The organism is uncultured Mobiluncus sp. (assembly GCF_963511525.1).
GTDB lineage: Bacteria > Actinomycetota > Actinomycetes > Actinomycetales > Actinomycetaceae > Mobiluncus.
In genome coordinates, this window is the sequence record NZ_CAUPIY010000002.1 from 1 (window position 1) to 13048 (window position 13048).

Consider the following 13048-nt stretch of genomic DNA (forward strand, 5'->3'; position numbering starts at 1 on the left):
CTTCTTCTTCAAATTCATCTTCAAAAAAACCCTTCTTCTGGGTAATAAAGGGTGGGAAATTCGGGGCTAAATCAGGTTGCGAACAGACAGAGAATCCCGGGCAGACATCAGTTGGGGCTGCGGTACACGGGAGTTGGTGAGATACCATTCCTGCTGGGTTTTTTAGATAACAGTTGGATTTTTAGACTCTTCCGACTGGGTTGCAAGCGCACAGAGATTTTCAGGCCGATATTAGGTGGGTTTGAGTAAATATGGGAGGTTTTTTGAGGGAATACCCGGCAGGGGTGTACCTAAAGGTGGAGAATAGCCGGGTAGCTGCCAATAATGGCAGCTACCCGGCTATTCTCCCCTTATAATCCCCAAACCCCGAAACATCCCCCACCCAGCCACTCAAAACCCACCACCCTTCTGACTATTTTGCAGAAAAAGATCCCCCGCCCTGGTGACATGAGCCACAGGGTGGGCATCACGCCTCGAGCAGCGCGAGGGGGATGACGTAGATTCCGTCGGGACGCCGGTAGGCTTGTGTGCCGGTGCTGATTACCGCGAGGAGCGGGTTTTGGCCCGGGAGTTGGCTGCGCAGCCAGTGCAGGTGTTTCACGTCTTGGTCATCGATGGCGCTGGCGAGTTTGACTTCCAGACCGGCAATCTCGCCGTTCGCGCCTTCTAAGATGATGTCGACTTCATGGTCGCCGTTACGGGTTCGCAAGTGGTAGACACGAGCCCGGTTCGCTTCGGCTGCCACGCGGAGGCTCAACACCGCGAGGGACTCAAAAAGCTGTCCCAAGAATTTTTGGCCGCGCGCTCCCAGCAGCGTGGTTTCGTTTAGATTCAGCAGCCGCATAGCCAAAGCGGGGTCTGCCAGCTGGTGTTTCGGGGCTTGTTGCAGCCGCTTGGGAGCGTTAGACGAAGGCGTCCAGCCGGGGACCGGATCGAGAATCCACAGAGCTGTCAAATGATCGCGATAGGCGATAGTCGTGGTTTTGGCCGGCTGGGAACCGTCCCCGCCAGTAGTCGCATCCAGCAGGTTAGCGTAGGAAGTAGTCTGCGAACTTGCCGCCGCATAAGCCGCCAACCAACGGCGCAGCGTCTCAGGTCGGCGCACGGTAGCCCCGTAATCAGGCAGGTCACGGTCCACAATCAGACGCAGATATGAATCGAGCAACTCCTGAGTTACCTCGGCAGATTTCCCCATAATCCCAGGAAACCCACTGCGCGCGATGGCCCGGCAATAATCAGGCAAAGCAAAGTCTGTCCGCCCCTCCACGGCTTGGTCAGGGTCACTCAATAGTGCCCCCAGACTCACGGACGGTTGTGTCAGACCCCTTTCGAACAGCGCCATCGGACGCATCCGCAGTGACAGAATTCGCCCCGCCCCGCTGTGTGTCCCGTTTGCGTCGAAAGGCGTGGCCGAACCCGTCAGCAAAAACCTGCCCGCCGGAGCTCCCGCGTCAACTTGACGACGCACCGCGTCCCACACCGATGGAAACTTTTGCCACTCATCAAGCAGGAAAGTCCCCGCCTCGACAGTCAAAAAATCGGGATCCGCCGCCGCTACCAGCAGAGTCTCCTCGCGATCCAGCATCCAGACCGTGTCGGCCCGCTGCAGAGCCGTGGCCGTTTTCCCCACGCCCTTCGGGCCATCAATCGCAATAGCAGGCACCTCGGGCAGCAAGGCATTGAGCCGCCTATCCAACGCGCGCGTAACATAAGACATGATTCTATTATACTGTTAGCAGGTTATCTACGCTACCTTTAGCCGGTATTTTGTGATGCTTTTAGCAGGGGTTGTGTTGCGCCTGGCGTGAAGCAATATCGTAAACATGCAACGCTAGATGTTGCTAATCGGGAAGTTTTCGTTGGGATAGCGCGGAAAGTGGGGAATAGTGGAGCCGGCAAAACCCGCGAAGCTGGCTGTGTCCACCAGGACAGTGCGGAATCACAAGAACGTTGAGGAATCAAGAGGGCGGATACGCCAGGGATAGTCGAGACGGTGGTGATTTTGTGGGTCTGGGCGGGTGGATGCTTCGGTGTTTGGGGATTTATAGGGGGAGAATAGCCGGGTAGCTGCCATTATTGGCAGCTACCCGGCTATTCTCCTCCTTTAGGCACACCCCAAGCGGGTATCTCCTCAAAAAACCTCCATGATTCCCCGCAGCTCTGGCAGATGTCGGCCTTGGATTCTCTGTGTGTTCACAACCTGATTTACCCCCGAATTTCTGACCCTTTATTACCCAGAAGAAGGGTTTTTTTGAAGATGAATTTGAAGAAGAAGTTTGTGATTGGCGCTGCTTCGTTGGCGCTGGTTGCTGGCATGGGTGTCGCTCCCGCGATGGCGGTTGATATTCATATGCCTAACGGTTCTTTGGTGCAGCGTGTGGCTGGTGATGATCGTGTGGCGACATCGGTGGCTGCGGCTGAGAAGTTCGTGAAGGACGAGACAGCCGCGAACCGCACGGTTACTACGGCTTACATTGTGGGATACAACGCGATTATTGACGCGGCTGTGTCCGGTGAGCTGACTGATGGTGCTGTTATTGTGGCGCCGAAGGATAAGGGCGACCAGCTGTTGCTGGGTAAGACGATGGCTGACTCGACTGAGTTGAGGGGCATCACGACGTTGGTTGCTATTGGTGGCAAGGGCGTGGTTCCGGATGCGACCATTGATAATATTAAGAAGTTCAATGCGGCTATCACGAAGACCGAGCGTGTTGATGGTAAGAACCGTTACGAGACTGCGGTGAACATTGCTAAGCGTGCGTTCAAGAACGCTAACCCGGCTAACGTGTTCTTGACTTCTGGTGCTAACCCGGTTGATGCTTTGGCTGCTGGTTCTCTGAATGGTTCGGTGTTGTTGCCGGTGAACGTGTCTGGTGATGTGGATCCGGTTTTGCCCGAGTACTACAAGGCTTCCGGTGTTGGGGCCAATACCACCTATGTTTTGGGTGGTACTGGTGCGTTGTCTGACGAGCAGGCTCAGAAGGTTATCGGTTCTACCGAAAAGATTAATCCTTGGGCTTTTGAAAAGACAGTTGCGGAACTGAAGAAGGACGTTCAGCTGGCTGCTATCAAGTACTTCGGTACTGATGCTTGGCAGAAGGGTGCAGTTGGTTTGCAGCCTGATCCTAACAAGGCCAATTACGGTTTCTTCGGCTTGGCTGACGGTGGTGCCGCTGTAGCGGGTACTTTGCAGGATGTTCGTCAGGTGACTGATGTCCCCACGGCCCCCGTAGCTACTGCCGCGAACGTGTTTACTGGTTTCAAGGGCACGGCTGACAAGATTGAAAAGAACGCTCAGGAATTGCAGACCCTGGGTAACACTAAGAAGAGCACGCTGGATGCTGAGATTGCCAAGGCTAGCAAGGGTGGTTCAGCCCAGTGGGGTAATACTGGCACTTGTGCAGCTCCGGCCATAGCCACTCAGGCTCCGTTGGCTGCCGCTTACGCGGATTACTTCGGTACTGCTGAGGTTTTGCCGGCCCTGGCTTGCACCAATGTTGGCGGTAAGGATGTTTACAGGGTGACCAATGCCAATGTGGCTTCTTACACTATTGATGCTGACGGTGTTTTCTCTGGTCTGAACACGGCGGTTATCGAAAGGATTAACAAGGCTGCTAAGGACGGTGCCGCGACCGCTGCTGTCGGCAAAGCTGGTCAAGCTGCTGCTTCGACCTACCCGCAGGGCGTGGCTGATTCGTTGATGGCTATCGTGGCTCAGGATCACGGTATTAACTCGGATGATACCGCTAACCCGCCTACCGATACGATTAACTGGCCGGTTTTGACTGAGTTGGCTAATGATCAGGCTAAGACCCAGCGTAGCTTGGAGGAAATGTACAAGGCTGAGCTGACTGCGGCGGTGGCTGCTTACAATGCTCATTCCACTTCCGATATCGTGGCTCAGCCTGCGGGTGTGAAGCGTATCGGTGGTCAGGATCGTTACGAGACTTCCGCTCGTGTGGCTTACTGGGGCGTGCGTTTCAACGCTGTTCCTACTACGGAGCTGTACTTGGCTTCTGGTGAGGATGCGAACCTGATTGACTCCGTGGTTGCTGGCCAGTTGAACCGGGGCTCGATCGTCTTGGTTCCGAAGACCGGTGCACTGCCCGAGTCCACCAAGAACCACATGGGTTGGTTGATTGCCTTCACGAAGGCTGTGGGCGCGCCTCTGACCTCTGGTTTCGTTCTCGGTGGTACCGGAGCTGTGTCTGACGACATGGTCAAGGCTGCCGTCTCGGCCCTGAAGTAAGCCCAGTCTTACTAAAAACTGAATAAACACTTGTGCCCCGGGGCCGTACGACCCCGGGGCACAAGTGTCTGTAAAATCCGTATGCCAAGCTCGACAAAGCGGCGTCCTTTACGCGGTCTGATGTAGTTCAAACAGGAAGATATTGCCAAAAACCATCGGGATTACATGAAAGTGATTTCGCATTCTCTTTCCTTTGTGACGAGGAGGCGTGGCCATTATGCTGTAAGTGTGTAGAAATGCGTACAATGTTGGTGTAATGAATTCACTAAAGATAGGTGAGGTTAGAATTACTCTGACCTTGCTTATATACTAGAGAAGCGATATTGCGAAATACATTACTGAACTCGATATATTTGCAAGGATTAGCTAAACGTATGTAATGATTATTAATAAAAGATCTTGGATTTATTACGAAACATTCGTTAGGCATAGACAATAGATTGCTATCTAAAGCGAGGAAGAGACAGGTATGGATTACTCGAAGCATAAAGAAAAAATAAATAATAATAAATTTTACAAAATAGCATATCCCATCGCCATGATATTTGTATTAGCAGTATGTACTTACGGTGTTATTGCTCTTTTAGACACATGTGGAATAACAGAATATTCTACAGAGTATATTACTTCTTTGAATTTAACTCTAGTCACCCTGATATTCGCATTAAACACGCTGCCATCTTATATTCAAAAGAGAGATTACGAAAACGCTAATCTTGATTTGTTAATTAATAAGGAGAAACAAAAAAACCTGGTAGATGATGTGATTATGTTTTTCACAGTGCTGTCCGTCCTCACCACATCAATTTGTGTAGCAAGACCGCTCAATCTATTGTTAATAGTTAAAATGAATTGTAATGTGATTAACTGGAATGATGAATGTCCAAATTTGATTGTTAATCTAGTTGCTTACATGATTAATCTTGGTTTGCAGAGCGTTTTCTCCCTGAACCGCGATACGCCGATTAGCGGCTTTATACAGCAGGTGCAATGTTTAAAGAAGCTACAATTGATTAATTTCTCTGAGTACAAGCCATGCTGGTTTGACGATATTCTAATCGCAGCATTACTTGGACCAGCAATTTTGTTTTCAGCCCTGTCACCAAGTTTTTTAGGACTCAGCTTATTATTCACTATAATTATTAGCACCTCATTATTTTTGCACTCTCAATCAGAAATTAAATTAACGGGAACTCGGCGTAGAATAAGCTGTACGGAAAAAGTTTTACAGGTTTTCATACTAGTGTATTTTACTTTATTTCTGGTTGCTTTACCTTTTTCTTCACACGTAATTTTTCAACTTGTTTATCGAATCTACTTATTTTTAATTGCTTTTTGCGTATTTTTATCTTTACCCTTAAGATCCAATGGCTACATACGTACACACTTAAATAAATTTTTACTAAAACGTATAACTAATGTAACAAAAAAACAAGTTATGGAACTTAAATGCAAATTAGACAATGAATTAAATCCTCATCTTGCTCAACTAATTAACGCTAGATTGGATATTTCACATACTGATTACTCACTTAATCCATGAATCGTCAAAATTGTCTTTGAGAACATTCATATCTATAAGAAGTTTACTAGTTAAGATTGCTTTCAATTACTCATCCTCTCATGCACACCTTTGACTCAATGGCAATTTTTTTTAGCTTTATCCGGATTGTTTCATGCCTAGGAACTAATTACCAAAATTTGAGAATGCGCCGAATGATTACGTTTGTTTACCACCATCGAGATTGTTTTTGAGGCTAATCCAACGCCCGTTTTACGAACAAGCATACATCGACGCTTCTGCCTGAAATCCACTAGTGTCACATAGCGGATATATACCTGCAACTACCAGGCTTTCGAACCAGCCGGATACACTCACGGTTTTTGCTAATCACAGTTGAGCTTGTCATATCTTTCCGTAAATGTTTGATTTTACATTTTGCAGATTCTTTCGGATTAGTCTAGCGCTAGTTCTTGGAGTTTTTTTGGCCATACTTGGGCTTTGTGTCTCCTTTTTTAGTTTGCCCTATAATCTACGTCCAGTAAGTCTGGTAATTTATGTCTCTACAGTGAATCTTTCGAATCCCGTGAGACTCTCAACGCTTCTTCATTGTTCACACCCGCAATAATCCGTTTCTGCACTCATGTTCTCTAGCAATGGATTGTGGCATAGTTGTTGAATCCACTTTAATTGCCCGGGTTACCTACGTTGATTCGAGATTTTAGGTCACTTTAGCACGACGTGGCCCGGTCTGTGGGCAGCGTAGGGTCGAGATTCTAAAACAGACTGCACCCGGGCGGCGAAACTTGGGGGATAATGCCAACCTCGATATTTGCTTAGTTTTTCAGGTGAGCATTATTCGTGGTGTTTTTATTCAAAGAGGTCAGTGTGGGAACCGGTGCGGTTCAGGAACATAATGAGACGATTTCCATCTATTCGATAGATTAGGAGCCAATCGGGCTTGATGTGACACTCCCTGAAACCGGCGTAGTTACCGCCGAGATCGTGATCCCGGTACTTTGCGTCAAGCGTATTTCCGCTCGCAAGCTGCGTAACGACTGAGTTGAGAAGTCCCAAATCTAGGCCGCGCTTTTTGCCAGCTTCAAATCTTTTTTGAAGCGGTTGGAAAGGACAACTCGTAGGTTCACGCGAGAACGTCCTCCATGGCTTCCTGAAAGTTTGCGTAGCTCTGGTATTTTTCCGGGTGCGCTTTCATTGCCTCATATTCCTGTAAGGCGGCCAAAGTTTCCGCATTGGGAATATCTCTCGTGATTCTAAAAGGTATCCCCTGGTCACGCACGGTTTGACGAAGGAAAATTGTCACGGCAGTGGTGAGATCCATACCCAAATCTTTCAGCAACTCTTGCGCTGATCGTTTGAGATCTGCATCCAAATTTATGTTCGTACTAACTTTGGTCATGACTAGCCCTCCTCCAGTACCATCGTAGAACTAACAGGCTAAAAGTCAACAGTTATGTGCGTAACGTGCGTTTAATACGCACCCTTTAGCAGTGTCCCGAGATTTCTCCCGAGAGTGCGAATCGTCCTAGATAGCAAACAACATTACCGTCTGACGAGACCTAGCCGGGGAACATCAAACGCGACGAACAAATGCGCTCAAAAACTCAGAGTAATCGTCGCGTTGGCCATAGTACTCGTCCTGGCAATCCGCGCAGCAACACCGAACCCGTCCACGATACCCGAGGCTTGCTTGTACCGTGTCCCTTACAATATTCAAGCTCGCATACCGACAAAAGTTGATATATAACTGATGCGTCTCAAGTTTTGTCCCGATTCTGATGTGGGTGCTAGTTGTTTAGCATGGGTTTGATTGTATTGGGTTGTCACCTCCTCGGGTGTGGAATAATTCAGTGATTCATGGAGGCGGTGGTGGTTCCACCAGTAAACCCAGTTCATGGCAGCGAACTCGACCTCGGACAGGGTTTCTTTGGTTCGCGAATAGATCAGTTCGGTCTTGTATAAACCATTTTCGGTCTCTGCCAAAGCGTTATCGTAGGAGTCTCCCACGGTTCCGGTAGCAGATTTTATCCCGTAATCAGTAAGTTTGTCGTTATAGGCAATGGGGGGTGTACTGGCTACCGTGATTGCAATGATGCACCAGCCTGGCAAGATTTTCTCTTCTTGCTAGGGCCATGGCCTGCTCGAGTGCTTGCAGTAGCAGTATTTCGGTCTTCATTCATGACAGGGTAGCCCAGCCCTTAATCTTTCGAGAATACACATCGGTTTCAAACGCTGTATAAACAAAACCTGATGAAGTTCGAACATAGGTAATATCTACTGCCTACAATCAGTTAGGCCTACCTGCCTCGAACTGGCGAATAACGAAATCCGAACGTGTATCCGGCTGGTTCGAAAGCCTGGTAGTCGCCGGTTTAACACCACGTAAGGGTGTGGGCGTGTTAAGAATACGGCCACGCTAGATGCCTAGATAATGACTTACCGGTTAATGAACTTGCTACCGTTATCACAGTTCAGGCTCTAGACCTGGTACAAAATGGCTTCTATCGCAGAGTCTAGAGCTTTGAGCATATGCACCCTGGCGTTATTCTGTAGGGCTTTAAAATGTATCCAGCCCATGTTCACGTCGGTTCCCGTCAGGGTACAGATTGACTCTGCCTTGTGACTAGGACCGCAAAGCGCCACAGTGTCTATCTCAAAAAATCCTGGTTCGTCAGAGATCTCATTCACGGCTTTCCTGATTTTTATTGAGTTACGTAACAGTGCTCTTAGTTGCGTACTCAAATAGGACGGCTTATGTTCGCAATAAAAAGATTGTGCGAGCTTTCTCACAGGTCGCGAGTGGCGGTGGAACCGCTTAGACGCTGGTATAAGCGTTTATTGGTCGAGGCAAAAAAAGTTTAGGACTCACACGTGAAGAGCGTGCTGATAGTGAGCGGCTTAACGTGAATATGTTGAATTGCGGCGGGCTACGTAGATTTTAAAACGGTCTCAGCTTTATTTGTAGCCGAGCTCGACCGACCGGCCCGTTAATGATTGCTTATATTGACAAGTATAAGCATCAATTCGAAGTGGAGCTGATTAAAACCAGAAGGCCAAAAAACTATGAATAGCTGATATTACCCGTGTGGGTACTTTGTATGGGTTTGCCTATAAGGTATTTATCGTTAATGTGTTCTCACTAAAAAATTGATGGCTGGTCCACCAAAACTATCACAAAAAGCAACACTCAATTATCGTGTACAATATAAAATTGACAACTAAGGTATAAAGCCATCTGCTAGAAGCTTCGGGGATTCATACGATAACACCCTAGCCAAAACTGTGGGTGAGCCATAACAAAAATAAGTTAATCTACTCTCGAACATGGTGTTCATGTCACCAGGTCAAAGGGTCAACTCTGAACTGGGTTTAGAGGTAGAGCAATATCCGCTTCCACGAATCTCTGGGAAACATCACTCCTAAGAAGGTCATCGCAAGCTATAACCAACACCGAGTCAGCCAACTAACTTCCGTATCAAAAAGGACAAAAAGGGTGCTAGATTTGGCAAATGAGTTAAAAAAAGCAAAAAACTGTGATGCTGTGGTATCCTAGGTGTGTGAGAAAAATGCATGAAATGTTTACAAAGTGTTCAACTGCTACAACTTACGCTAACCTGGTACTTGAAGCCGCGCTTGAGGCATGGAGATTGAACGGTAAGGGGGTTGTAGTCGACAGTTCGATTCCCGGTAACGGCATTTTTGCCAAACTAATTCATCCTGACGACAAAAGTATAGAGTATTGTGTAGAAGAAGATGTAGACGAATCAACCTGGGAGACCCTCTTAAGCTATACAAAACCTAAGTTTTGGACACAACGGGCCTTAGTTCCCCTTCAAAGTCTCGGGCAAGCTCATGATTTTTTGCGTGAAGGAAACTTCGAGATCCAAGGATGGTGGATTGGTGATGAAGATAATGTGTTATTTGGATCAGTAGAGGTTGCCTAATGCCACCGGCTGTTTATGCGCAGAACGTGATTGCGTTAATCTGGGATTTTGATAAAACTCTTTCTCCAGACTATATGCAAAAACCGCTATTCGAAGAGTATAATGTTGACCCTACGGATTTTTGGATGCAAAACAACGAATACATTGAATACTACAACAAAAAAATTGCAAATAATCTTGAAGAAGTGAATCCTGATACATTCTACCTAAATCAGATAATCAAATATATCAAAGCAGGAATTTTCAAAGATTTAACCAACAAAAAACTACAAGAACTTGGGAGTAAGATAAGACTTTCCGCCGGTCTTCCTGATTTTTTCGATCGTACTCGTGCAATTGCTTCAGAACCAGATTTTAATAAACACGACATTCGTATAGAACACTATATTGTTTCAACCGGGTTACGCGCCATGATTCAAGGTACAGCCTTAGCAGACAAAGTAGACGGTATTTGGGCATGCACCTTATTGCCATCTTCCTCCGAGCCATCTTCCTCCGACAACAAATCAAACAATCTTTTGCCAGTAGCAAGTACACAAGTTCTCTCTCAAGTCGGTTATGCACTAGACAATACAACTAAAACCAAGGCTATTTTTGAGATAAATAAAGGTATTAATAAAGATACAACGGGACGGCTTGATGTTAATACCCGATTATCAGACGATCAAAGACGTGTTCCATTTCACTACATGATATACATAGCTGATGGCCCTAGCGATATACCCAGCTTTTCCGTTGTGGGAAGTAAAGGTGGAAAATGTTTGGCGGTATATGGGGAAGACCCTAAAGAGTATGAAAACGCCGCCTCTTTGGAAGAGCAGGGGCGGGCTCACAGTATTGCCCCAGCTGACTATAGGCCTGGCAAGCCTGCCGATAAATGGCTAAACAGGGCAATTCGAATTATGGCGAACGAAATTGTAGCTAAGCGGGAAGCTGTATTTAATTCTTTAGGAATGCTTCCAGAGCACGTTGTGTAATCTAAAGAAGACATTTTTTATTACATATGTTAAGTTACACTGTGTGTGCACATTTTTTTAATTGTGGTTAGTTTTACGCACGATGGAAACTACTAACAATTTATTTATTCATGTTGTAAACTTGTGTTTACAAATCACTCTCGGCCCAGCTGTACCAGAGCGGGTACAATTAGTACAGCGTTTAGACAAGTACCGTGCTGCTCCGAACCTTATAACAAACACAGCGACCGACTTTGAATATCAGCCCAAAATCGAACTAGATACTTCTTAATGTTTTAGAAGTCTACATGTCTAAATCCGAAAACGTCTTTTTCTTGGCTTGTTCGTTACAGTGCAATTTTATTTCATTTTTAGGCGTGAATGAAAACGATAGAATTAAACACGAATGTTTTGTTCAACACGGCTTGAGGCGGGATAAAAACTCTGCAAATCGCTCATATTTTTGCACAGCCAGCCCAAATCAATTGAATAATATTTTTCTTATTGCTGACGAGTTTCGCTATTTTTAAATCGATTAAGGCGCCACAAACCCGTTTTTCTAACTTATTTAGGATTGGCACAAACATTGCTCACTAATAATCTTTTATAAATCACATTCAGCTAAAGAGAAAAATCCTAGGCTACACAACCATGTCAACAGCAATAATCGACGCCGTGGTTTACCACACACAAGTACTGTAAACCAGCGAAAAATCCTACCGACTCCCGAACCACGAGCGACCAAAACCTGTTGAATAAACTGTTAAAAATTCAATAGCCAAAAACTCATAATTTTAAAACAGCCGCCGATAAAGTACTTTGTTTTAGATTAGATTGAGGATAATCTTTTTGTTTACACCACTCCGGCAGATAGTAGCAATATCTGACAAACAAAAGTTTTCTGCGAAGACCGGTGGGGTTATAATCACAATCATGCCTTTTGGTCGGTTAAATCGAGGCAGAAAGGCAGATTCCAGTAAGTCGGTTGGTGATTTTATGCGGATTATTGGCGTTTTAACCCGACATCATTGCGTAGTTTTTGCAGTTGCTCGAGTGCCTGCTGAAAGCAATTTCGTATGTTGCTAGCTTTAGGCCACTGGCGTTGTTAGTGGCATCTGAAATTTGAGCAGTTTTGGCATTTGAAAATTGAGCACTTCTGTCAGATTAGGAGTGTGATTTCGTTGCATGATTGGGAAGTTATTCGGTCTTTGGCGCGGTCGGGTGTTCCGAAAGCGCAGATTGCTAGGGATTTGGGGTTGGCGCGTAACACGGTGGCGCGTGCTGTTGGGGCGGATTCGCCGCCGCGTTATCAACGGTCTGGGAGGGGTTCGTGTTTTGATGCTTACGAGACCAGAGTCCGCTCGTTGCTCCAGGAAACACCGCGTATGCCGGCAACGGTTATCGCGGAACGGATTGGCTGGCCGCGGTCTGGGAGGTTGTTACGTTATCATGTTGCTTTGATACGTCCTGAGTTCTTACCTATTGATCCGGCAGACCGGCTGGAATGGGATATCGGGGACGCTGTCCAGTGTGATTTGTGGTTTCCTCCGTACAAAGTGCCGTTGGATGACGGGCGGGAATGTCTAGTTCCGGTTTTGGTGATGGCTTGCGCGTATTCACGTTACACGGTATGCGTGGTGATTCCTACACGTACAACTGCTGACCTGTTACAGGGTATGTGGGAAGGGGTGCAGCGTTTTGGTGGTGTACCACGCCGGTTCATTCGGGATAACGAGTCTGGTATCGGGCGTGGTAATCATCTCGCTGCAGGGGTTAGCGGGTTCATGGGAGTACTTGGAGCCACGCTCAAACAGCTCCCTCCCAGAGACCCGGAATCCAAAGGGATTATCGAGCGGTTTAATAGGTACGCAGAAACATCATTCATGCCAGGACGGCATTTTCTTTCCCCGCAGGATTTACAGGCTCAGCTCGATGATTGGATGGTGAAAGCTAACGGTCGTACGCATGCCACGTTACATGCTATACCTGCTGAAATGTATCAGGAGGAACTGACTCATTTCGCGTCGTTACCACCCGTGAAACCACAGTGTGGCTGGTTCAAAGAAGTCCGGCTGGGACGGGATTATTACGTTTCCCTGGACGGGAACCATTATTCCGTGAGTCCGGAATGCATAGCCGCTCTCGTCCAGGTCAGGGCTGACCTGAACACTGTTAGCGTTACCTGCAAAGGAAGCCTGGTTGCTAAACACCGGCGAGCGTGGGGCTCTGGGATAACCATCAAAGACCCAGCCTATGTGGCTAAAGCCCGCCAGTTAAGGGAGAAACTCCGGCTGATTGAACACAATCCCAAGCCTGTCCTCACTGCGCAGACAACGTTAGAAGAATACGACCGGGTTTTCAAGATAGGAGCATAACC

9 protein-coding genes and 1 pseudogene are annotated in these 13048 nt (G+C 47.1%); 5 read left to right on the forward strand and 5 right to left on the reverse strand.

The window, feature by feature from the left end; all coding sequences use genetic code 11:
- Positions 1-466: 466 nt before the first annotated feature.
- On the reverse strand, positions 467-1717 hold the full coding sequence (locus RQ935_RS01945) for a DUF4143 domain-containing protein (protein WP_311496975.1): 1251 nt from the start codon (positions 1715-1717) through the stop codon (positions 467-469).
- A gap of 540 nt (positions 1718-2257) precedes the next feature.
- Between RQ935_RS01945 and RQ935_RS01950 the strand changes: the two genes are divergently transcribed.
- Together RQ935_RS01950 and RQ935_RS01955 are read left to right on the forward strand one after the other, a co-directional pair.
- Positions 2258-4249, forward strand: coding sequence for a cell wall-binding repeat-containing protein (locus RQ935_RS01950; RefSeq protein WP_311496976.1), 1992 nt, complete (start codon positions 2258-2260; stop codon positions 4247-4249).
- A gap of 469 nt (positions 4250-4718) precedes the next feature.
- Positions 4719-5792, forward strand: coding sequence for a hypothetical protein (locus RQ935_RS01955; protein WP_311496977.1), 1074 nt, complete (start codon positions 4719-4721; stop codon positions 5790-5792).
- Between the two features lie 828 nt (positions 5793-6620).
- On the opposite strand, the pseudogene RQ935_RS01960 reads toward RQ935_RS01955, so the two are convergent.
- The 4 genes and pseudogenes from RQ935_RS01960 to RQ935_RS01975 form a co-directional block, all read right to left on the reverse strand.
- Positions 6621-6898: pseudogene (locus RQ935_RS01960) on the reverse strand (type II toxin-antitoxin system YafQ family toxin).
- Complete coding sequence (locus tag RQ935_RS01965) at positions 6895-7170, reverse strand: type II toxin-antitoxin system RelB/DinJ family antitoxin (RefSeq protein WP_299295243.1); 276 nt, start codon at positions 7168-7170, stop codon at positions 6895-6897. Before RQ935_RS01965 ends, RQ935_RS01960 begins: the two are co-directional and overlap by 4 nt.
- A gap of 314 nt (positions 7171-7484) precedes the next feature.
- Positions 7485-7880 (reverse strand): integrase core domain-containing protein, encoded by a 396-nt coding sequence (locus RQ935_RS01970; RefSeq protein WP_311496978.1) that lies wholly within the window; start codon positions 7878-7880, stop codon positions 7485-7487.
- Positions 7881-8249: 369 nt separating this feature from the next.
- Entirely contained in the window at positions 8250-8459 is a 210-nt protein-coding gene (locus RQ935_RS01975; protein WP_311496979.1) for a hypothetical protein, read from the reverse strand.
- A gap of 878 nt (positions 8460-9337) precedes the next feature.
- Here RQ935_RS01975 and RQ935_RS01980 point away from each other — a divergent pair.
- The 3 genes from RQ935_RS01980 to istA all read left to right on the forward strand — a co-directional run bounded on the left by RQ935_RS01980 (position 9338) and on the right by istA (position 13046).
- Positions 9338-9715, forward strand: a complete 378-nt coding sequence (locus RQ935_RS01980; protein WP_311496980.1) for a hypothetical protein — start codon at positions 9338-9340, stop codon at positions 9713-9715.
- A complete protein-coding gene (locus RQ935_RS01985; protein ID WP_311496981.1) occupies positions 9715-10692 on the forward strand; it encodes a hypothetical protein in 978 nt (325 codons plus the stop codon). Before RQ935_RS01980 ends, RQ935_RS01985 begins: the two co-directional genes overlap by 1 nt.
- 1151 nt (positions 10693-11843) lie before the next feature.
- On the forward strand, positions 11844-13046 hold the full coding sequence (istA, locus tag RQ935_RS01990) for an IS21 family transposase (RefSeq protein WP_311496982.1): 1203 nt from the start codon (positions 11844-11846) through the stop codon (positions 13044-13046).
- Positions 13047-13048 lie beyond the last annotated feature (2 nt).

Excerpts from the sequence above, each read along its gene's own strand:
- RQ935_RS01955 (WP_311496977.1), top strand. The coding sequence starts at position 4,719 with ATGGATTACTCGAAGCATAAAGAAAAAATAAATAATAATAAATTTTAC.
- RQ935_RS01950 (WP_311496976.1), top strand. The coding sequence starts at position 2,258 with ATGAATTTGAAGAAGAAGTTTGTGATTGGCGCTGCTTCGTTGGCGCTG.
- RQ935_RS01985 (WP_311496981.1), top strand. The coding sequence starts at position 9,715 with ATGCCACCGGCTGTTTATGCGCAGAACGTGATTGCGTTAATCTGGGAT.
- RQ935_RS01965 (WP_299295243.1), bottom strand. The coding sequence starts at position 7,170 with ATGACCAAAGTTAGTACGAACATAAATTTGGATGCAGATCTCAAACGA.
- RQ935_RS01980 (WP_311496980.1), top strand. The coding sequence starts at position 9,338 with ATGCATGAAATGTTTACAAAGTGTTCAACTGCTACAACTTACGCTAAC.
- RQ935_RS01945 (WP_311496975.1), bottom strand. The coding sequence starts at position 1,717 with ATGTCTTATGTTACGCGCGCGTTGGATAGGCGGCTCAATGCCTTGCTG.